This window comes from Sphaerospermopsis reniformis, from assembly GCF_005402885.1.
In the GTDB taxonomy this organism is placed as follows: domain Bacteria; phylum Cyanobacteriota; class Cyanobacteriia; order Cyanobacteriales; family Nostocaceae; genus Sphaerospermopsis; species Sphaerospermopsis kisseleviana.
Genome location: NZ_BJCE01000071.1, coordinates 1 through 22,957, shown reverse-complemented (window position 1 = coordinate 22,957; position 22,957 = coordinate 1). Strand labels below are relative to the sequence as shown.

Here is a 22,957-nt window from a genome sequence, read left to right as displayed (position 1 = left end):
CCAGTCCCCAGTCCCCAGTCCCCAGTCCCCAGTCCAGCTTATGATGTTGAGGTCGAGAAAATAGCAGTAGTCAATCAACTTTTTTAGGTAATTTTGCATGGCACTGGATTTTTCTGCTTTGCTCTTGGGATTTCAATTTACTTCTCCAGGACCAATTATATTTGAACTTGGTCCAGTGATTATTCGCTGGTATGGCTTGTTGATTGCCTCAGCCGTGTTAATTGGCGTTAGTCTTTCGCAATATCTGGCAAAGCGTCGTCATGTTAATCCTGAGTTAATTAGTGATTTGTCGATTTGGCTGGTAATTGGGGCTATTCCCGCAGCTAGGCTATATTATGTTTTATTTCAATGGTCAGAATATTCCCAGCATCCAGAGAGGATTATAGCCATTTGGCAGGGAGGTATTGCCATTCATGGAGCAATTATTGGTGGTGTCATAGCGGCATTAATCTTTGCCAAAGTCAAAAAGATATCTTTTTGGCAATTAGCAGATTTAGTAGCGCCTTCGCTGATTTTAGGGCAAGCGATTGGACGTTGGGGTAATTTCTTCAATTCTGAAGCTTTTGGCAGACCAACGGATTTACCCTGGAAGCTGTATATTCCCTTGGATCGTCGTCCCCCCAACTTGGCTAATTTTGAATATTTCCATCCCACTTTTCTCTATGAATCTCTGTGGAATTTATTGGGTTTTGCCCTGCTGCTAACTTTATTTTTTCGCGCTTTATCTGGCAAACCACGCCTAAAGGTAGGGACATTATTTCTCGTTTACTGGGTAGCTTACAGCTTAGGACGATTTTGGATTGAAGGCTTACGCACAGATAGCTTGATGCTAGGTCTACTCAGGATTGCACAAATAGTTAGTTTAACGGGAATTTCTTTAGGTTTAGCTGGTTTAGCTTGGCTTTATTTATTCAAACGCCCTTTACCTGATGTTGTTTCTTCCTCTAAAGGTGATGGGGTGACTGGTGATTGGTGATTAGTGACTGGGGAAATGAAGAGGACAAGGAGCTTTCTAGCAGGGAGCAAGGGGGAAAATACCTCTCCCCTGCACCCCGCCCCCGCCCCCTCACAGGGGTAGGTTTTTTACATTGTCGTGAGGGCAAGACTTGGATGACTTGGAAGGACAGTGGACAAGGGAGGAAAACCGTACAAAATCAGATGCTCTTGGTAACCAAAAAAGTCCGTCAAAATACTGTTGTGCGTATCAAATCTTCCTTGTCTACCTTCCCTCCTTGTCTTCCTGGTCCTGCCCAAAAATAAAAAATGCCCCAGAGTTTTCTCTAGGGCTTAACCAGGGTGCATCTACCATATCTCTCTACTAGGCTAGGGGCGTTGATCCGGAAGGGTAGTCAAGAAATGCCAAAAAAATTTTTTTGGGAATAGTTGTGTAGGTTTCTATGAGTGAATGTACGAATGATATGAGTGATGCAAGTTTGATTCCTCCCTTAGAATCAGCAGTGTATATTGTGGGAGCCGGACCTGGAGATCCAGATTTATTAACGGTTAAGGCGCAAAAACTCCTCTCTAGGGCTGATGTAATTTTATTTGCTGATTCTTTAATTCCAGAACAGATTTTAGATATTTGTCGGCAAGATGCCGAGATTATTAAAACGGCGAATAAGACTTTAGAAGAGATTTTACCGATCATGGTGGAAGCGGTGCGATCGCATAAGTCTGTGGTGCGTCTTCATTCTGGTGATCCTAGTCTCTACAGTGCTATCCATGAGCAAATGCAGCTTTTGACGGAGGCGAATATTCCTTTTGAAGTTATCCCTGGTATTAGTGCTTTTCAAGCTGCGGCCGCTAAACTCAAGATAGAGTTAACAGTGCCTAATTTGGTACAAAGTATTATCCTCACCCGCATCAGTGGACGCACAGAAGTACCAGCCAGAGAGGAATTGGCTAGTTTGGCTGCACATCAAGCTAGTTTGTGTTTATACCTGAGTGCGCGTCATGTTGCCAATGCCCAAGCTCAACTCTTGGAACATTACCCACCACAAACCCAAGTCGCTATTTGCTTTCGTATCGGGTGGCCTGATGAAAAAATCCGGGTTGTTCCTCTTGACAAAATGGCAGAATGTACTCAACAAGAACAATTACTGCGAACTACACTTTATATCATTAGTCCTGCCCTCTTACCAGTAACAAGTCGTTCTCGTTTATACCATCCACAACATAATCATTTGTTTCGTTCATCTCATCACTGAATGCAGAAAACAAAGTAAAATTAGGAGAATCATTGCTACCTTCTCAGGATGGCAATTCTCAAATTTTAATGAAGATTTGAAAATTCATTAAGATTATTCCGGCAATTATTTGGTTTTTTTGTAATTTTAAATTTTGAATTGTTGATTATGCCATTAATCAAAGTCCAAACTTCTGTATCTGCTCCAGAAAAAGCTAAAATTGAGTCCATGCTCAAAGGTTTATCAGCGAAGTTAGCTAAACATACAGGTAAACCTGAATCTTATGTCATGACAGCTTTTGAACCTGAAGTACCCATGACTTTTGCGGGAACTACAGAGCCAGTTTGCTATATTGAAATTAAAAGTGTTGGCACAATGAAACCTGAACAAACTTTAGCTATGAGTCAGGAATTTTGCCAGGAAATTAACTTTTGCTTGGGTGTTCCTACAAATAGAATTTATATAGAATTTGCTGACGCTAAGGGTTTTATGTGGGGTTGGAATAGTACAACCTTTGGTTAATGTTTTTTAAGCATTCAGCTATCAGCTATCAGCTATCAGCTAATAAATTTCAGATTAAATAGACATCTGGGGACAAATAATCTAGAGATGTTCCATGAAGCGTCTCTACAAAAGTTGTCTAAAGCATTTAGTTGATGTCTAAATAAATAAACCTAACTATTCCCTATTTATCAAATAATGAGTTATGAGCAAGAGTAATATCTCTGCTATCACTATTCCTGGTTATCGCATCACAGAAGTCATTCATGTTAGCACTAGAACGACTGTATATCGTGGTGAGCAAGAAAAGACTCAAACTCCAGTCATCATCAAAACTTTAAACGCACAATATCCCCAATTGCACGAATTGATATCCTTAAAAAATCAGTTCACAATTACCCAAGAAATAGAACATCCGAATATTATCAAATCCTATGTTTTAGAAACTTATGGTAATAGTTATGCTCTGATTTTAGAAGATATTGACGGCATATCTCTTCATCAATATGCTAAGTGGCAACCATTAACATTAGATTGGTTTTTCCATATTTCTATTTCCATTGTTGAGGCGTTAGAATATCTATATCAAAATAAAATTATTCATAAAGATATCAAGCCCAAAAATATTATTATTAATCCACAAACAAAGAAAATTAAACTCATAGATTTTAGTATTTCTTGTCTTTTACCTAAAGAAGTTGCTGAAATTAAAAACCTAAATGTATTAGAAGGAACGCTTCCCTATATGTCACCAGAACAAACGGGAAGAATGAATCGCGGGATAGACTACCGGACGGATTTTTATTCTTTGGGTGTGACATTGTATGAATTACTCACAGGACAATTACCTTTTATGAGTAATAATCCTTTAGAGTTGGTGCATTGTCATCTGGCGAAAACTCCTGAACATCCCAGGGAAATTAATCCCCAAATTCCTGAGATTGTAGCAGATATCATTCTGAAATTAATGGCAAAAACACCAGAGGAAAGATATCAAACAGCCAGGGGAATTAGATATGATTTAGAAATCTGTCAACAAATGTTATTAAATCAAGGTGCAATTTCTCATTTTGATTTAGGACAAAGAGATATAGCCGACAGATTTATAATTTCTGATAAAATTTATGGTAGAGAAAATGAGATTATTACTTTATTGGATGCTTTTGAAAGAGTCAGTAATGGCAATAAAGAATTAATCTTAGTAGCTGGTTTTTCTGGTATTGGTAAAACTGCGGTTATTAATGAAATTCATAAACCTATTATCCGTCAAAAAGGTTATTTTATTTCTGGCAAATATGATCAATTTCAACGCAATATTCCTTTGTCGGCTTTAGTAAAAGCATTGCAGAGTTTATTACAGCAACTTTTAACCGAAAGTACCGACAAGTTACAAGAATGGAAAAATCATATTCTATCCGCACTGGGAGAACAAGGACAAGTTATCATTGATGTCATTCCCGAACTAGAAAATATGACTGGTAAGCAACCTGATGTCCCAGAACTTACAGGTAGTGCTGCTCAAAATCGCTTTAATTTTCTCTTTGGTAAATTTATTCAAATATTTGCCACAAAAGAACATCCATTAGTAATTTTTTTAGATGATTTACAATGGGCTGATGCAGCTTCTTTGAAGTTAATAGAATTATTAATTAGTGAAACAGATACTCAATATTTATTGTTAATTGGTGCATATCGAGATAATGAAGTCTATACTGGACATCCTTTAATAATCACCTTAGATAATATTAGCAAAGCAGATGTTATATTTAATCAAATAAACCTACAGCCTTTAGATAAATCACACTTAAATCAACTAATAGTAGATACTTTATATTGTCCAGAATCTGAAACAGAATCCCTCACTGAATTACTGTTAATCAAAACCCAAGGAAACCCATTTTTTACTAATCAATTTATGAAATCCATGTATGAGGATGGGTTGATTAGTTTTAATTTTAATCTTGGTTATTGGCAGTGTGATATTTATGCAGCTAAGGCTTTATATCAAAATGATGATATTGTAGAGTTTTTAGGAACGCAAATCAAAAAATTACCAGTTGATACACAAAACATCTTGAAAATTGCAGCTTGTATAGGTAATCAATTTGATTTATATACTTTATCTATCGTCTGTGAAAAATCACAATTAAAAATAGCTACAAATTTATGGAATGCTTTGAAACAAGGTTTGATTTTACCACAAGATGAAAGTTATAAATTTTATGTAGATAGTGCAGATAGTATAGATGTTATTTCCTTATCTGCTGCGGAATTAAAATTAAATAATTTGGAAAGACTGACAGTTAAATATAAGTTTCTCCATGACAGAGTACAACAAGCTGCTTATTTCTTGATTCCTGATGCGGAGAAACAAGCAACACACCTGAAAATCGGCAAATTAATTTTAAAAAATACTGATTCTAGGGAACTAGAAGAAAGAATATTTGAAATAGTCAACCAGCTTAATATTAGTGTTGAATTAATTACTAATGAATTAGATAAATATGAATTAGCTAAACTCAACTTAATTGCAGGGCAAAAAGCTAAGTTGTCTACAGCTTATGAAGCCGCTGTGATATATTTAAGAATGGGTTTAGAACTGTTAGCAATAGATAGTTGGCAAAATCAGTATGATTTGACTTTAAATCTTTATGTAGAAGCTGTCGAAGCCCAATTTTTAAACATTAATTTTGATCAAGCACAAACCTATATAAAAATAGTCAAAAACCATGCACATAGTTTACTTGATCAAGTGAAAGTATATGAAGCAGAAATGCAAATATATATGGCTCAGGTACAAATCCAATTAGCCATTGAAACAGGTTTAAATATTACCAATTTGTTGGGAGTTAACTTAGAAAAAGAACCACCAGAAAACTTAAATGTTGATGATTTAATCAATTTACCTGTGATGACTGCACCGGATAAAATTGCAGCGATGCGGATTTTAGCTAACATGACTGCTGCTAGTTATTTTGTTGATCCGGCATTATTTCCAGCAATTATTTTTACAATGATACATTTATCGGTTAAATATGGTAATTGTTCAAGTTCTGCTCATGGGTATGTGAATTATGGTGTAATATTATGTGGATTTTTCTTAGATATTGATACTGGATACCGCTATGGTAAATTGGCTTTGAATTTATTGGATAAATTGGATGCCAAAGAAATCAAATGTAGAGTTTTGGTAATGTGGAATGCTAATATTAATTTTTGGAAAAATCATGTTGATAAAACAATAGATAGTTTACTGGAATCTATAAATTGTGGTATAGAAGTGGGAGATTTAGAATATGCTGGTTATGCTTCCGCTATGTACAATATAAATATGATATTAAATGGAGAAAATTTAGCATCTATATTTCAGCATCTCGAAACATATATACATTTAATGTGTAATTTCAAGCAAGAGGGAACTGTTCCTGTTCACCAAGTCTGGAAACAGTTTGTGTTGAATTTTTTAGATAGCAATAATATTAAGAAATCGGATTTTAGTGGTAATTCATTTAATGAATCTGTATTATTACCACTTTTATTAGAGACCAACAGCTCTACAACATTGTTTTCTTTGTATTTAGCAAAAAGTATATTTTTTTATTTTTTTAGAAATACTGAAAAATCCCTTGAAAGTGCGGTTAAAGGACAGGAATATTTAAAGTATGTTGTTGGACAAATTACTGTAAGTTACCATAATTTATACTACTCTTTATCTCTTTTGGCTGAATATCCAAATCAATCTATAAGCGAACAAAAGACAAGTTTAAAAACTGTTTTAGCCAATCAAAAACAAATGCAATTTTGGGCTAATCATGCACCGCAAAACTATCAGCATAAGTATGATTTAGTGGCAGCAGAAATAGAAAGAGTTTTGGGTAATAATTGGCAAGCGATGGAACTTTATGATCAAGCAATTGCTGGAGCAAAGGAAAATAAATATATCCAAGAAGAAGCAATTGCGAATGAATTAGCTGCTCAATTTTATCTGGAATCTGGTAAAATAAAAATTGCTCAAACTTACTTAATAGATGCTTATTATTGTTATGTTAATTGGGGTGCTAAAGCTAAAGTAGAAGATTTAGAAATAACCTATCCTCAGCTACTTATTCCTATTCTCAAGCAAAAATCAATAGACAGTGAAGAACCTAATTTGATTAGTAAGCTTATATCTGATTCTAGCAATAGCAGTGTATCAGCAATTTTAGATTTAGAAACAGTTACTAAAGCATCTCTAGCCATTTCTTCGGAAATTAAGATAGAAAAATTACTACATACTTTACTGGATGTAATTGTAGAAAATACAGGAGCAAAAAAAGCTGTTTTTATTTTACAGCAAGAAGGCAACTTATTTGTTGTACCACAATATCGAGAAAACCAAAAAGTTGAGTTAAACTTTACACAATTCAGTGAGCATCAAAACTTACCATTAAGCGTTATCAATTATGTTTTGAATACTCAAAAAGACATCTTGATTAATGATGCTACTAATGAAAAAACATTTGCTGTTGATCCTTATATTATTAAATATCAACCTAAATCTATTCTCTGCAATCCTATTTGCAATCAAGGTAAAGTTATCGGCATTATCTATTTAGAAAATGATTTAACAGTAGGTGCATTTACCCCGGAAAGACTGAAAGTATTAAAACTTTTATCTTCCCAAGCAGCTATTTCCTTAGAAAATGCCCAACTCTATGGTAAATTAGAAGAAAAAGTTGCCAATAGAACTCAGGAATTAAATGAAAAAAATCTGCACTTAGAAAAAACACTGCGGGAATTACAATTTACACAACTGCAATTAATTCAAACGGAAAAAATGTCTAGTTTAGGACAATTAGTTGCTGGTATTGCCCATGAAATTAATAATCCTGTAAATTTTATCTATGGTAATATCGATCATGCTCAAAACTATATTGAAGCTTTGATAAATTTGCTCAATCTTTATAAACAAGAGTATCCCCAACCTACATCTTTATTGCAACAAAAGATGGCAGAAATAGATTTAGATTTTTTGATTGTAGACTTACCAAAAATACTCAGTTCAATGTCTGTAGGTGCAGATCGTATCCGCAACATTGTTCTAGGATTACGTAATTTTTCCCGTTTAGATGAATCAGAAATGAAGTTTGTAGATATCCATGAGGGGATTGAAAGTACATTAATGCTGTTGCAACCCCGGTTTAAGGAAAAGTTAGGTTATGCACAAAATATAGTTATTAAAGATTATGGTAAGTTACCTTTAGTTATCTGTTACGCTTCGCAGCTAAATCAGGTGTTTATGAATATTATCAGTAATGCGATTGATGCTTTATATCAACATGAGCAGAGTTTATCAAAAGCGGAAAAAGAATTGTATTTTAGTCAAATTAAAATTAGTACAGCTATCATTAATAATGATTGGGTGAAAATTTCCATTAAAGATAATGCAATGGGAATTAATCCAGAAATTAAACAACGGATATTTGATCCTTTTTTCACAACTAAACCTGTTGGTGAAGGTACAGGTTTAGGTTTATCAATTAGTTATCAAATTATCGTAGACAAACATAGTGGGAGAATAGAGTGCTTGTCTGAACCGGGAATGGGTACAGAATTTATTATTCAAATTCCTATTAATTCGCGTCAGAAAAGCAACACAAGTTGAGAGCATGGGTGTAGGATAGAGATATAGAATCAAATTATGGTTTTTTTATGTCTGCTACACCCCTGGTATCTCTGGTAAATTCCACTAACTCTACAAACTCTACCACTGCAAACTCTGAACTTGTTTCCCCTCTTCTCGGTGCTTCGGTAGCTGAGTTAACCGCTTGGGTTCAAGAACAAGGACAACCTGGATACCGGGGGAAACAACTACATAATTGGATATATGATAAAGGTGTGCGTAATTTAGCAGATGTTTCTGTATTTCCTAAAAGTTGGCGAGAAAAAGTTATAGATATTCCTATAGGTCGTTCATCTCTACATTATCGTTCTGTTGCTGCTGATGATACGGTAAAATATCTGTTGAAATTAGCAGATGGAGAAATTATTGAAACTGTTGGTATTCCCAGTGATAAGCGGTTAACGGTTTGTGTTTCTACTCAAGTTGGTTGTCCAATGGCCTGTGATTTTTGTGCGACGGGGAAAGGAGGTTTTAAACGTAATCTGAGTCGTGCAGAAATTGTGGATCAAGTTTTAACTGTACAGGAAGATTTTCAGCAACGGGTGAGTAATGTGGTGTTTATGGGGATGGGTGAACCGTTGTTGAATACGGAAAATGTAATTTTGGCTTTGAAATCTTTAAATCAAGATGTGGGAATAGGAGCGCGATCGCTCACTGTTTCTACTGTAGGTATTCGCGATCGCATTCGTCAATTAGCCGAACACCATTTTCAAATTACCCTCGCTGTCAGTCTTCATGCACCAAACCAAACATTAAGAGAGCAAATTATTCCCAGTGCTAAACCCTACCCCATCGAAGACTTACTCGCAGAATGTCGAGAATATGTAGAAATAACCGGACGCAGAGTAACTTTTGAATATATCCTTTTAGCGGGAGTAAATGACTTACCAGAACACGCTTTAGAATTATCAAAACGTCTGCGCGGTTTTCAAAGTCATGTGAATTTAATTCCTTACAACCCTATCGAGGAAGTAGATTATAAAAGACCAAACCGCGATAGAATACAAGCTTTTGTTAATGTTCTCCAACAACAAAACATTGCTGTGAGTGTCAGATATTCTCGCGGTTTAGAAGCAGACGCAGCTTGTGGACAACTGAGAAGAAATAAAAGGTAATTGGTAATTCATAATTCATAATTCATAATTCATAATTATAAATTACTACCCAATCACCAATCACCAATCACCAATCACCAATCACCAATCACTATTTTTTAGCATAAATACCTGGTGCATAAGCCTCAATAACCCTACCAGTGCGAGTGCAGCTAATCATCAGGTAATCACAGGTTGGGCATTGGGTTCTGGTGACTTGACTCTCAGCAATAAAGTGACGTTCAGCTGTACTGCCGCAATTTGGGCAATGAATTTTTTGTAAAACTTGCATTTTAAAACCCCTGGATTAAATAATGTTGGTAAAAATCCGTAACTCTAGCCAGTCAAGATTTATAGCCACAGAGGCGGCTCTTTTTTAACAAATTTAACAATTTAAAAATTTCACGTAAGTAGTCGTGCAAAATAAATTTTATATTTGGGAGAGGGAACAGGGAACTATTAACAGGGAACAGATACAGATAAGGAATACAGAGATTTTTGTTTGTTCCAAAAATGTTAAATTAATTTTGCCCAGGTACTTATCCTTATTCATTATCTTAGTCTTCTTATTTTTATTCGTCACACTTTAGATATATAAATTTACTTTTCCTGTAACTTTTGTTTTCATTCTTAGTGATCCCCGTACTTTAATCTTTGAGACAAGTATATTTATCCTCTTGTTTTCAAATAGGTTGTTTTTGTATTCAACCGCCACAGAAAAAGAAAAACTGTATTTTAAGTCACAAAATATTTTTCTTTAGATTTTGTTAAGCTTTTCGCTGTATAAATTGTATTTCAGATTACATTTATATTCTCGGCTATAGTGGTATTTACTACCTTTATTACCTTTATTAGAGAAAATATCATTACATGACTCAGTGATAATTTAAGCAAAACTTCCAACATGAGATAATACAGTAATCAACTACTTTTGCTAATCTAGAGATTAGTAATGGGTAATGAGAAATGGGTAATTAGTAATAGATATTCTTAATTATTAATTGCCCATTATTTCTTATCATGTAAGACTTTAAGAGTTATCGAATTAGCGAGATTACACCAAAAAATAGCCAACATTACAGCATTTACCAAGTTAGTGAGGTACAGATTTTTTTATCTTAGGGAATTGGGAATTAGGAATTAGGAATTGGTAACAGTAAATAAATTAGGGTGTACCTCATGAGACTGGGAAACGCTATAGAAAAGATACATTACATAAAATCACGACCTATATTAGGGGTTGCTGAGAAAGTCTTTTCGTGTTCGCGCAGCGTGACGTAAGTCATGGGAATAGGAGTCAGGAGGAGAATTAAAGACATTTTTTTATTTCTGGCTGCCCATAAAAGTGCAAGGTTTTTCAGACTCAAGACTCTATAACGAAAGCACCTACCGTCTTTTTTATGAGCCTTTTTGGTTTATTCCGCATCCCCTATATTAGCAAAAACCACGCGGTGATAGGGATAGAGGATTTGACTGTATCCGAGATGTTAGCTAATGGGAAATTATCAAAAGCTATATCAGATATGGGCTTTTATGAATTTAGAAGACAACTAGTACCGCTTCGCGGAAGTCAAAAGTCAAAAGTCAAAAGTCAAAAGTCATACTAGAATATAAAACACAACTATATGGCAGTAAGTTAGTAATTGTGGATAGATTTTATCCCAGTAGAGACGTTATAGATTTAGTAGCTAGAAGCATCTTAGAAGAAAAAGCAAGGAATTTCTACTATGCTCATTTGCCCGCAATGTCAATTTGAAAATCCCAATGACAATAAGTTTTGTCAAAGTTGTGGCACGTCTTTAACTTATAAGACTTGTCCTGAATGTGGGGCAGAAGTCCTTTTAAATAATCAATACTGTCACAAGTGTGGTGCAGAATGTGGCACGATTTGGTGGGCAATGATTACCCAAGAAACATCTGTCGTCTTTTCCGAATTTGGGGAAGAAAAATTAACACCAGATATAGGTAACACAAACACCCGTCTACAATTTGCGGTAGGCTCATTTTTAGATCGGGGACAACGCTATCAATTATTAGAACCTTTACCAGAACCGGAAGTGATAGCGGGTGGTACTGAGTATAAAGTCAAAGTTTTAGATTGCCAACCCTTTCACATTTCACCTATTGAGGCGATGCTGGAACATCAACCACAGGGTTTGATTGTGCCATCGGTGAGTGTAATTGGCATTCCTAGTTTGGCTCAAGCTTATGTGGCATTACAACAGGAAATGTCACCGGGAATACCCATAATTCACGATGCTTGGCAACAAGATAATATGCAGGTGGTACTGATTGAAGACCGTTCCCATTGGCAGTTGTTACTGAAGGCGTGGCAAGATCCAGCCACCCATCCACTACAGATTTTACACTGGTGTTATCAGATGATCCAACTTTGGGAGATACTGAAACCAGTGAATTGTCGTCAAAGTTTGTTGAAGTTATCAAATCTGCGACTAGATGAAGACCAAACACTGGGGTTGCAACGGTTGGATCTGGAAACACCTACTAAAAATTTGCCTACTGATGGCGAGCGGCCTTTAACTATCAAGTCTTTGGGAAGGGTTTGGCGCAATTTATGTCTACAGTCTCAACATACTCATATTGCCTCTCTTGTGGAAATTTTGGATGATTTAGAAGCTGGTAAGATTGCAACTGGGGAAGAATTGCGATCGCATTTGGAGGAAATATCCACAGAACTACAATCACCTTCTAACTCTGGTCTTGCTTCTACAGAGACAAAATATACTTCTGCGCCAACTTTGTTGCAAGATGATAATTGTCAGGATGAGGAAAGAAATGAAGATGCACCGACAATTATCTTGCCAATGCAATTAAGGAGTGTGGAAGATGTAGGACGCACTGATGTCGGTCGTCAACGTGATCACAACGAAGATTATTTTGCCATTGAAACCAAGCAGCAAAAGCTGGATGTACCTGGAAATCGCCATTTGCAAGCTAGGGGTTTGTATATTCTCTGTGATGGTATGGGGGGACACGCTGGAGGTGAGGTGGCCAGTGAGTTGGCTGTAACTACTTTGCGAAAATACTTTCAAGAAAAGTGGGTTGGGGAGGAACTACCAACATCTGAAATGATCGAAGCAGCGGTTTTGTTAGCTAATCAAACGATTTATGATCTCAATCAACAAGGACTGCGTTCTGGTGTGGGGCGCATGGGTACAACTTTGGTGATGTTATTGATGCAAAACACTAAGTTAGCAGTTGCCCATCTGGGAGATAGTCGTCTTTATCGCCTCACACGCAAGGGCGGTCTAGAACAAATGACTGTAGACCATGAAGTGGGTCAACGGGAAATTGCTAAAGGATTATCTCCCAGTTTAGCTTATGCTCGTCCAGATGCCTACCAACTGACTCAAGCTTTGGGTCCACGAGATGCCGATTTTGTCCATCCTGATATCAATTTCTTTGAGATTCATGAAGATTGTTTGCTGTTGTTGGTTTCCGATGGGTTATCAGATAATGATTTATTGGAAACTAATTGGCAGACTCACCTCACACCGTTGCTCAGTTCGAGTACAAATTTGGAATCAGGTCTGAGCGACTTGGTTGATCTAGCAAATGAATACAATGGTCACGACAATATTACGGCTATATTGATTCGGGTTAAGGTTTCTCCGATACAAACAAGCTAACTCATGCTAACTAGCTGTTAACCCTATCGGCAAAGTTGACATAGAATGGAAATGAGGTTGATAGGCCATGTCTTTACAAGTAGTTCTCTTTTCTGATAGATAAATAATTATGAATTATAAATTTTGATTGTGGTAACACTGACCCTGTTAGACACGAAAAATAAAACGCCGCTTAAACAGTGGAGTTTTCAGGGTTCCTCTGTGATTCGCATTGGTCGCGCGGTGGATAATCATGTTGTACTCAATGATAGTTTAGTTTCTCGGTATCATCTGCAACTTCAACAATTGAGTGCTGGCAGCAGCAGTGATGCTTGGCAGGTAATTAGTCAAGGGACAAATGGTACTTTTCTTAATGGTGTTCTGGTAACAAAAAGTACGTTATCCGATAATTCTCTCCTGCAACTAGCACAGGGAGGACCTATACTCAAATTCCAACTTGAGGATATACCGGAACTGACGGTTTCACCTTGGCAACCAATACACCAGGAAATTGAGAAAGTTGCAGTTTCCCATTGCAATCACGAAGGAAATTCCCCAAATAATATATTTTGTGTTCACTGTGGTCAACCGCTAACTGTGATCAAGCGAATTCGCCATTATCAGGTCTTACGCACACTGGGACAGGGTGGTATGGGTACTACTTACCTAGCTTGGGATGCTACAGGTGTAATTACAGGTGTTCCTCAACTGTTGGTGTTAAAGCAGATGAATGCGGATATGGCTAAAATTGCTAAAGCGCAGGAGTTGTTTGAACGAGAAGCGAAAACTCTGAAATGTCTTAATTATCGAGGAATTCCCAAATATTATGATTTTTTTGCCGAAGATAGGAAAAACTACTTGGCAATGGAGTTAATTCACGGACAGGATTTGGAAAAGCGTGTATATACTACTGGTCCTGTGACTCCTCATCAGGCGATCGCTTGGATGATTCAGACTTGCGATATTTTAGATTATCTCCATAACCAAGATCCACCTCTGATTCACCGGGATATTAAACCTGCTAATTTGATGGTAAGAAATGCTAATAATCAAATTGTGGTGTTGGATTTTGGTGCTGTGAAGGAAATTGGCACTGCACCAGGGACGAGGATCGGCGCTGAAGGTTATTGCGCTCCTGAGCAGGAACGAGGACAACCATTGACACAATCGGATTTGTATGCTATCGGTCCAACGCTGATTTTTTTACTGACTGGGCAAAATCCTGTAAATTTTATCCGCCACAGGGGACGTGGTGTTTGTTTTGATGTGAAAAATGTGCCGACAATTACTCCTCAACTCCGCGAAATTATTGAACGGGTGACGGAAGCTTTACCACGCGATCGCTTTCAAAGTGCTAAGGAGTTGGCTAAGGCTTTGATGGCTTGTTAGTGATTGGGTAATGGGTAATGGGTAATTGGTAATTGGTAATTACGTGAAATTCTTTTCCCAGTCACCAGTCCCCAGTCACCAGTCCCCAGTCCCTAATCTTCGTCCCAAGTTTCTACTGCTAATAGATCACCAATGGGATCTTGCATACTAAAGCCAAAGTCCAGGAGTTCTTGTTTCCAGTGTTGCCATTCATTGCCGTAGAGGAAGGCAATTTTCCAGATGCTATCGCTGGGCTTGATAATACTGGATTCTACGAGTGATTGCACATTGCGCTGCAATTTCACCATAGGGTGAATCACTTGCTGAGTCATAACCTCGATGTGGTTCAAATTTTATTTGTGTGAATACTTAGTTAAAACTGCTTTCCAGTTGGCATTTTTTACTGGTGCGCGAGTCCTATAGTTTGGCGAAGCTAGTCTTAACTTCTAGAGTATATCATAAATGATTCTGGGAAATTGCTAAAAATTTGGTTTTGTACGGTAATTACGACTAAAGGCAGGAGGCACAGGAGGCTGTGATATTTTCTTGGGGTTTGTGGGTAATCTCATAAATAGGAGAGGAAGATTGCTGTTTTTCTGTGTTTACCGCAGCAAGTATTGATACATGGCTAGTTCTGGTAGTGATTACTTAGAAAAACGTCGTCAGCAAATTGCAAGAAAGCAAAGAATTGTTACATATATTTCTTTATTGGGCTTCGGTGGTTCTATATTGTTTGGGGGGTTTAGTACGATTCAACGGGCTTGGCAACAACCGCAGCAATCGGTGGTTGAATCTGCTGAGACTGGGTTAGAGAAACAAATTAAGGGTTATGAGTTGGTTTTGCAGCGTGAACCTAATAATCAAGTTGCTTTGGAGAAGTTGTCAGTGATGAAGTTACAGATGGGGGATAATCAGGGAGCGATCGCTCTGATGGAACGTTTGGTGAAGTTGCATCCTGATCGGGAGGATTACCAGACTGTGTTGGCGGATGTGAAAAATAGAGCAGAGGGAAATAATCAAGCGGCTAAATAAGTGAGCTATTACGCATTTAAATTTTATGAACTAAACAAGTTTAACTCTTGTGAGGTGGGCATCCCTGCCCGCCCTAATATTTGCCCTAATATTGAATTGTTTACAATAAACTCAGGTGAATGCCATGCCATAACCTATCCTAGCTAACACAAACCTACACAATGGGAAATTATGGACACTGTGAAACTTGATATGAAACTTGATCTGCCAACTGATCTACCCACCCAATTACCAGACCATACTCAATTACCCTGTGAAGATGGAACTTTTGTGAAAAATTTTCAAGAACATCCTCAAAGTATTTTATTAACAGAATCTATTTGGTCAAGATTACAGGAAATTCATCCAGATAAACAATTTTGTATAGGTCAAGATAGCGGTATTTATTGGCGTATTACTGAGCCACCACAAAAAGGAGCAGAAGCACCAGATTGGTTTTATGTTCCTGATGTACCGCCAACTTTAAATGGACAAATGCGCCGTTCTTATGTGTTATGGCAAGAATTTGTCGCTCCTTTAATTGTGATTGAATTTGTCTCAGGTAATGGTGCTGAAGAAAGGGATGAAACGCCATATTTAGGTAAATTTTGGGTGTATGAAAAAGCGATTAGAGTACCTTTTTATGGAATTTATGAAGTGCAGAAAGCATCATTGGAATTATATCATTTAGTTGAGGGAAAGTATTATTTAATGTCACCTAATGAAAGGGGTCGTTATCTAATTCAAAAAATGGGTGTAGAGTTGGGTATTTGGCAAGGAACATATAAAAATGTAGAGTTACCTTGGTTAAGATGGTGGGATTTAGATGGTAATTTATTGTTAACAGGAGAAGAACAAGCTGAACAGGAAAAACAACGGGCGGAACAGGAAAAACAACGGGCGGAACAGGAAAAACAACGGGCTGAACAAGAAAAACAACGGGCTGAACAAGAAAAACAACGGGCGGATAAATTAGCGGCTAAATTGCGACAATTGGGAATAGAATTAGATGAGTAAATAGACTGCTAGAACACCGATGCATTAATCGTAAGGGCGTATAGCATTCGGACAGAATATGAACTGGTTTCAGCAATAGGTTATCACCCGAATGCTTCGCCCCTACAAGGTAAGTCCCTAAACCTTTGGCGGATATGATTAATCAATAACAGATAAAATAGGAGTGAATAAAATTATGCTCCCATTCACCACAGAAGAAACAATTTCCAACTCAGAAGAACAACTGATTAATTTTCCCACCCAACATGATCTCCCCTGTGATGACGATGACGTTATGGAAACTCTGCGACATAAATACCAAATGGATTTACTTTTGGAAACCATCTACCCTTGGTTAGAAAAACGTCAAGATGGTTTTGCCGCAGGGAATATGTTTGTTTATTTTAGTCCCTACCAAGTGAAAAAATATGATTATAAAGGTCCTGATTTTTTCTGTGTTTTAGATGTATCACAACAGGAAAGAAAAAGCTGGGTAGTTTGGGAAGAAGGAAAAACCCCTGATGTGGTGATAGAGTTATTATCAGAAAGCACTGCTAATTATGATAAAACTAAGAAAAAATTAGTTTATCAAGACCGGATGCGAGTACCGGAGTATTTCTGGTATGATCCTTTTAATCCTGATGATTGGGCGGGTTTTGCTATTGTTGAGGGAGTATATCAACCTCTAACCCGTGATGATAAAAATCGCTATATTAGTAAGAAATTGCAATTAGCTTTAGTGTGTTGGCAAGGTGTGTATAGAGGTGTGGATACGGTTTGGTTACGGTGGGAAACTTTAGATGGTGAGTTGCTGTTAACAGATAAAGAAGTTAGTGAACAGGAAAAACAACGTGCTGAACAGGAAAAACAACGTGCTGAACAGGAAAAACAACGTGCGGATGATGCAGAATTAGAAATAGCAAGGTTAAGGGATTTGTTGAAAAATTCAGGTGTTGATATTAATGGTTTAGAGTAAAAATCAATAGATCCCGGACTTATTAAATAATTCTGGGATCTGGTTATAAACAATAAAAATGTAAGCGAATACTTACATAAAAACTTTATTGTCTGAATCAGGATATCCAGGATTTAAGGATTGACAGGATGAACTAGAACAATAGACATCTCCAGAAAAATATATTTGCCACATCTGTAAATAAGCTTTCTCCATTTCCCGCGCAAATTTCTTACCATTCCAGAGGGGAGATGTTTGTCTTGATTTTCGTAGTTTCCATACTATTTCTTGTCTTAATTTTTCATCCTTACCCAACCTTACACCCCACTCTACATACTCTTCATCACTCCAAGCTATTCCTTCAGTTACACCCACATTCATCATCATTGTATAACTATTACGGGCTGCAAATTGTTCTCCCACTCTGGTAACTATAGGTATTCCCATCCATAATGTTTCTAGGGTTGTGGTTGCACCGTTGTAAGGATAGGTATCTAAGACAACATCCGCAATAGCTAAATTAGCACGATGTTCTGTATCTAACGGTGCAGAAGGTAAAAATCTTAACTGTTTTAAATCAACTCCTTCTGCTTCCGCAATTGGGGCGATAAAATCTTGTAAATCTTGATAATTAGTTCGATGACTTTTGAGGAGAAAATAACTATTAGGTACTTGTTTAAGAATTTGTAATTGCAATCGGATATTCTGAGGATTACGTTTTAATCCCGTTTGAGAACTAAAATAAATAATCCCATCTTCAGGAATATCTAAAGATTCTCTGGTGAGAGTTGGTGTTCCTATAGTAAAACCATCAATACCAATATAATTTTCAGGCAGTCGCCAAATTTTTTCTGTGTAATAATCCTGTGCTGATTCTGGTAGAACATAGTGATCAGCCATAAAATAATCTACTGTGGGAAAACCAGTCCCATCATACCCTAACCAACTAATTTGAATGGGTGCAGGTTTCAAGGCTAAAATGGCGCAACCACCATAGGAAGTTAAACTATCTAAATCAACTAAAATATCTATCTCATCTGCATTAATTTTATCTGCCATTGCTACCATTGACAAACATTCTTGATGATAACGCTCACCAAATTCGTTCTTGTAAGCTTGTTGATGGGGGTCGTAAATATTCTCTTTTAAAGAATACAGATAAATATCAAATTGCTGAGGATCATGATATTTTAACAACCACCAAGCTAAGAAACCCACAGAATGAGTACGAAAACATTCTGATAAATAGCCTATTCTTAAAGGACGCTCACTCAAAGCAGGACGATGTGATTGAAAACGTTTTTGATAAGTATTAATATTTTCGGGAAAACTTTTCCACAACACTTGTTGAGATAAAGCAGCTAATCCATTGCGAATTAATCTATTTTCACGTGGATTATCTTCCATGTATAACAAAAAAGCGCCAATGCTAAGAAGCTGAACTAAGCTTTCGTCGTCTGATTTGCTGTTGACAACATTAGATAAATATAGTTTATATGCTTGGTAAGCTTGAACTGCTTTTTCCCAACTTGCACAAGAAGTTAATAATGCGTCTAGTAAGTAATGGTAACCATTAATTTGATCAATTGGTTTTTGAGCAAGGGCTAAATATTTTTTCACCCAATCAATAGATTCTTTAGTATAATCTGATCCTAGTCTTTGCAAAGGAGCAACAATTTTTCTAATGCAATCTAAATTATTTGGGTCTAAATGGAGAGCAACTTTTGCAAAGTAAATTGACATATAAGACTGAGAAAACCGATAATAAGCTTCGGCTTTTCCTTTCAGTAATGGAATAATGGTGTCAGATGTTGATAAATGAATTATAAATTTTTCAAGCAGATGATCAACAAAGGGAGGAGGAGTAACTGGATCAAGATGAACTAACTTTTCAATTACTTTAACTAATAAATTTTCGTCAAAAACAGGGGTTTCTGTTAGTTGAGATATAGTTTCAACTAATTGATTAATATTCGTTTCCAGATCCTCAATATTTAAGTCAGTGTTTAGTTCAATTATTTTTAAAAGATTATTAATATCATCAGGTATAAATTCTTCAATGTGTTGACGAATTACCCAAGCTAATTTATTGTTAGAATTTGCTTCTTGTTCTTGAGCAGAATGTAATAAAATTTCTGTTAATTCTTGCAACCAAGATTCTGACTCTTCTTCTCCAAATTCCAGAAGGGGAGTCATCCATGTAATTTGGGCTTCTTCCTCTCTACCCTCTAATAATAAGGCTAACCCTAAATACCAATAATTAGAAACATCTCTGGGATTTTCAGCAATATTTTGTTCATATTCTGGAATACTTAACAAAGTTAAAGCTGAAGCAACTTGATTATTTAACTGGGTAGTCATAATGAACAAACTGGAAATCGTTTGGAAATATCTTACCAAGTGAGATTACGCCTGATCTGAAAATAAGCTTAAAAATCAAAAGCATTGTAGGGATTAACGACTGTTAACCCCTACATAATGTGATAAAATCAGGTAAAAATGCTAGATGCACTTCCATTGATCTAGCATTTCCAACAAGCAAAAATTAAGTGTTATTTCATTTTTTCCAGACCAGTACAAGCTGAAGTGTTAGGAGTAGTGCTTAAATTAGGTGCAGCAACTGATGTTCCTGTCTGCACACCTGTTGTCTGACAAGCAATAGCTTCAGTTTGACCAGTAGTGAGAATGACTACACCACCAGAAAAACCTTTGAGAGAACTTGGGTCTTTTGTTGTCGCTAGAACAACTGTGCTGTTTACATCGGCGCTGGGTATTGTATAATTATAGAAATCTGTTGATGAAGGAATACCTATTTTGAGCTGGTCAAACGTTGTCGCAAAGGATGTATTCTCAATCCGGTATGACTGTTGCGCTTTGTTTACTGAATTTACATAGGTTTTTGCTTCTGATTGTTTAGCTTTTGCAGCTTTGTTAAGGAAAGAAGGTAGCGCGATAGCAGATAGAATAACGATGATGATGATAACAACTAATAATTCAATCAGGGTGAAACCTTCGTTTTCTTTCTTTTTACCCAGGATGTGTTCTAAGAATTTTGCTTTCAGTTCAGTTTTCATAGTAGTTTTCCTTCAGGTGAAGTATTGTTTGTTTCTTTGTACAAATAACTTACCCACATCTGATCAGTTTCATATCACCTCTAGCAAAAATTTTTTTACCATCTTGTCAAAAGTGATGAAAATGGGCTAAAACCTTTATTTAGAAATACTTTACCTGTATATTGTTCGAGTTTAAAAGAGTTAAATAATTGTATATCTTAATTAATCTTGTTCTTGAAGCAACGAGTATCAATACTGACTCAAATCAGAGGTAAATAAGTAAAGCTTACATGATTAAATACAGGTTTTATTTTGTACTGAATACACCGATATACGATATATAATACAAAAGTTTAAGTATTACAACTATTTACGCTTAAAAGCATCCATTACTCAACCCAAAAAATTATTATGTCTATTTTTGTGCAAACCCTGAAACAGCAAGGTCTTTTTGAACAAGTGTGGATTAGATTCTCTAGCTGTAGTTAATAATATCCGCCCTTATCTCAACAAATAAATTTAAATTCGTAGTGAGGACTTTAGTCCTCATGCTCCTAGCTTTGAGCGATAAATCGCTCACTACGAACCGCACTCCAGCATAATGTAATCAAAATCATGTAACACTAATAACTGCTTTTGCAACAGGTAAAAAACCTTCACTTTCTCTATAGGTTGCGCTGTTAGATGATCAAAAGGTTTTATTGATTATGTGTATATGTTGCAGAAAATATACATAAATTACTCAAATTCAGGCGGCCATAGTTCTGATACAGCCAATTCCCAACCAGGAAGTAATTCTGGTATAGTCAGAATATCCCCATTTTCCAATACCATTGTTGCTTGATTAAATCGGTAAACTGTTACAGTCAACTTATCAGGGTCAATTAAAATACCCACTGTAGCACCCAGTTGTAAAAATAACTGTATTTTCTCTTCTAAAGGTTTAATTCTGTCTGATTTAGACTTGATTTCTACTACTAAATCAGGTACTAACTCTACAAAGTCCCGTTTACTTTTTTTCAATCTTTCCGCTTTCACAAAAGATACATCTGGTGCGCGGAGGTTTCTTTTTTCTGAGTTATTATCTATACTTGGCAAAATAAAACCAGCACTAGAACCTGTGACTCTTCCCAGTTTACGAGATAGCACCCACATATTCAAAAAGGTCAGTAACCGACCTCCTATTTCTTCAGACTCGTAATCTGATGGACCCATAATTACTATATTCCCCTCTACCAACTCCATTTGCCATTCTGGATGTTCGGTTTGTAACTGTTCTAAATCAGCAATAGTCAGAGACATAATACACCAGAAAACTCTTCTTTATTTATAGCAGGAGTCAGTAGAGGTAAAGCATCGCTCAACCCTTACATAATACAAAACCTAAACTTCCTGTTGACATCTGCCAATTAAATCTGTATCTTCAAAGTATATACATTCAGTCCAGTTGTTTAAAGGCGGAACTTTAACAGTTGATATAGAGTATGACTACAATTGTCGCCAAATGGGGAAACAGTTTAGCTATTCGCATTCCCAAATCTATAGCTGAACAAGTGCAATTAACCGAAGGAGTAGCAATAAACTTGACTCTGGAAGGTAACAGTATTGTGATTACACCACAAAAGAGAAAAAAATATACACTTGATGAGTTGCTGGAGGGTATGACTCCTGATAAATTTCATCCTGAATTTGAAACTGGAAACGCTGTGGGGAATGAAGATTGGTAGTTTCTTATTTTCCCAACAGAGGAGATATTGTTAAATTAGAATTTGGCAATAAGCAGCGGTTGACTGCTGATTCTATTAGGCGTGCATTGACTCTACAAGCTTCAGGAATGTCTTTTGATGATATTGCTAACATCTTAAATGAGGAAATACAACAACAAGGACGTGAACAAATTGGTTATCGTCCAGTTTTGGTGATATCTCCAATTAAATATAATCAAATGGCTTCTTTAATTCTAGCTTGTCCCATAACTAGCAACCGAAAAGGGCTGAGTTTTGAAGTTCCACTGGTTGAGGGAATACAAACAAAAGGAGTCGTTTTAGCTGACCAAATTAAAACATTAGATTGGAGAGCTAGAAAAGTCAAATTTGTAGAAAGTGTGCCACAGGATTTAATAGAAGAAGTACAAGCTAGGCTGGAAACTTTAATTTTATAGTGTAATTTTATAGTTTGAACCATCAGACCCCCGACTTCTTTTTTGATCTTGTCTACAAATTAGGACTTACGCAAGATTGAACTCAAAACTTGATTCTTGTTTAGGGGTAATTCATGAATTACCCCTACTTCCGTTCTATGCTGCGTAAGTCCTGAAATCATAAATTAGGGGTTGCTGAGAAAGTCTTTTCATGAGGGCATAGGAGTCAGGAGTCGTAGGGGCGAAGTAGGGGCGAAGCATTCGGAAAATAACCTGTGATAAAAATTGATAATTTATCGCCCGAATGCTTCGCCCTTACAGGAAAATAACCTGTGATAAAAATTGATAATTTATCGCCCGAA

At 36.5% G+C, this 22,957-nt stretch carries 17 protein-coding genes; 12 read left to right on the top strand and 5 right to left on the bottom strand.

Going from position 1 to position 22,957, the window contains the following annotated elements:
- Positions 1–97: 97 nt before the first annotated feature.
- From lgt to rlmN, 5 genes are all read left to right on the top strand, one after another.
- Positions 98–976 carry a prolipoprotein diacylglyceryl transferase gene (lgt, locus tag FFR48_RS12155; protein ID WP_137667537.1) on the top strand — a complete coding sequence of 293 codons (879 nt, stop codon included), beginning with the start codon at positions 98–100 and terminating at the stop codon, positions 974–976.
- A gap of 421 nt (positions 977–1,397) precedes the next feature.
- On the top strand, positions 1,398–2,207 hold the full coding sequence (gene cobM / locus FFR48_RS12150) for a precorrin-4 C(11)-methyltransferase (RefSeq protein ID WP_137667536.1): 810 nt from the start codon (positions 1,398–1,400) through the stop codon (positions 2,205–2,207).
- Between the two features lie 147 nt (positions 2,208–2,354).
- Entirely contained in the window at positions 2,355–2,708 is a 354-nt protein-coding gene (locus FFR48_RS12145) for a phenylpyruvate tautomerase MIF-related protein (RefSeq protein WP_096565277.1), read from the top strand.
- Between the two features lie 184 nt (positions 2,709–2,892).
- Complete coding sequence (locus FFR48_RS12140) at positions 2,893–8,331, top strand: trifunctional serine/threonine-protein kinase/ATP-binding protein/sensor histidine kinase (RefSeq protein WP_137667535.1); 5,439 nt, start codon at positions 2,893–2,895, stop codon at positions 8,329–8,331.
- A gap of 47 nt (positions 8,332–8,378) precedes the next feature.
- Positions 8,379–9,464: a dual-specificity RNA methyltransferase RlmN gene (gene rlmN, locus FFR48_RS12135; RefSeq protein WP_096565281.1), complete on the top strand. Its 1,086-nt coding sequence runs from the start codon at positions 8,379–8,381 to the stop codon at positions 9,462–9,464.
- A 91-nt stretch (positions 9,465–9,555) separates the two neighbouring features.
- Here rlmN and FFR48_RS29420 read toward each other — a convergent pair whose 3' ends face one another.
- Positions 9,556–9,735, bottom strand: coding sequence for a replication restart DNA helicase PriA (locus FFR48_RS29420; protein ID WP_096565283.1), 180 nt, complete (start codon positions 9,733–9,735; stop codon positions 9,556–9,558).
- 1,435 nt (positions 9,736–11,170) lie between these two features.
- On the opposite strand from FFR48_RS29420, the gene FFR48_RS12120 reads away from it, so the two are divergent.
- Together FFR48_RS12120 and FFR48_RS12115 are read left to right on the top strand one after the other, a co-directional pair.
- Entirely contained in the window at positions 11,171–13,093 is a 1,923-nt protein-coding gene (locus FFR48_RS12120; RefSeq protein ID WP_137667534.1) for a serine/threonine phosphatase, read from the top strand.
- Between the two features lie 129 nt (positions 13,094–13,222).
- Positions 13,223–14,461 carry a protein kinase domain-containing protein gene (locus FFR48_RS12115; RefSeq protein WP_096565287.1) on the top strand — a complete coding sequence of 413 codons (1,239 nt, stop codon included), beginning with the start codon at positions 13,223–13,225 and terminating at the stop codon, positions 14,459–14,461.
- Between the two features lie 92 nt (positions 14,462–14,553).
- Here the strand turns inward: FFR48_RS12115 and FFR48_RS12110 are convergent, their stop codons facing one another.
- Entirely contained in the window at positions 14,554–14,772 is a 219-nt protein-coding gene (locus FFR48_RS12110) for a DUF4327 family protein (RefSeq protein ID WP_096565289.1), read from the bottom strand.
- Positions 14,773–15,064: 292 nt separating this feature from the next.
- On the opposite strand from FFR48_RS12110, the gene FFR48_RS12105 reads away from it, so the two are divergent.
- From FFR48_RS12105 to FFR48_RS12095, 3 genes are all read left to right on the top strand, one after another.
- Positions 15,065–15,472 (top strand): tetratricopeptide repeat protein, encoded by a 408-nt coding sequence (locus FFR48_RS12105; protein WP_137667533.1) that lies wholly within the window; start codon positions 15,065–15,067, stop codon positions 15,470–15,472.
- 192 nt (positions 15,473–15,664) lie between these two features.
- Positions 15,665–16,468: a Uma2 family endonuclease gene (locus FFR48_RS12100; protein ID WP_236104061.1), complete on the top strand. Its 804-nt coding sequence runs from the start codon at positions 15,665–15,667 to the stop codon at positions 16,466–16,468.
- Between the two features lie 175 nt (positions 16,469–16,643).
- A complete protein-coding gene (locus tag FFR48_RS12095; RefSeq protein WP_137667532.1) occupies positions 16,644–17,423 on the top strand; it encodes a Uma2 family endonuclease in 780 nt (259 codons plus the stop codon).
- A 72-nt stretch (positions 17,424–17,495) separates the two neighbouring features.
- Here FFR48_RS12095 and FFR48_RS12090 read toward each other — a convergent pair whose 3' ends face one another.
- From FFR48_RS12090 to FFR48_RS12080, 3 genes are all read right to left on the bottom strand, one after another.
- Positions 17,496–19,763 carry an O-linked N-acetylglucosamine transferase, SPINDLY family protein gene (locus FFR48_RS12090; RefSeq protein ID WP_137667531.1) on the bottom strand — a complete coding sequence of 756 codons (2,268 nt, stop codon included), beginning with the start codon at positions 19,761–19,763 and terminating at the stop codon, positions 17,496–17,498.
- A gap of 191 nt (positions 19,764–19,954) precedes the next feature.
- Positions 19,955–20,476 carry a type IV pilin-like G/H family protein gene (locus tag FFR48_RS12085; protein WP_137667530.1) on the bottom strand — a complete coding sequence of 174 codons (522 nt, stop codon included), beginning with the start codon at positions 20,474–20,476 and terminating at the stop codon, positions 19,955–19,957.
- A 717-nt stretch (positions 20,477–21,193) separates the two neighbouring features.
- Positions 21,194–21,757 carry a Uma2 family endonuclease gene (locus FFR48_RS12080; RefSeq protein ID WP_137667529.1) on the bottom strand — a complete coding sequence of 188 codons (564 nt, stop codon included), beginning with the start codon at positions 21,755–21,757 and terminating at the stop codon, positions 21,194–21,196.
- Between the two features lie 182 nt (positions 21,758–21,939).
- Between FFR48_RS12080 and FFR48_RS12075 the strand changes: the two genes are divergently transcribed.
- The gene (locus FFR48_RS12075) at positions 21,940–22,182 is read left to right on the top strand and encodes an AbrB/MazE/SpoVT family DNA-binding domain-containing protein (RefSeq protein ID WP_096565304.1); all 243 of its coding nucleotides are present in this window, start codon (positions 21,940–21,942) and stop codon (positions 22,180–22,182) included.
- Complete coding sequence (locus FFR48_RS12070) at positions 22,176–22,616, top strand: type II toxin-antitoxin system PemK/MazF family toxin (protein ID WP_137667528.1); 441 nt, start codon at positions 22,176–22,178, stop codon at positions 22,614–22,616. Before FFR48_RS12075 ends, FFR48_RS12070 begins: the two co-directional genes overlap by 7 nt.
- The last annotated feature ends 341 nt before the right edge of the window (positions 22,617–22,957 follow it).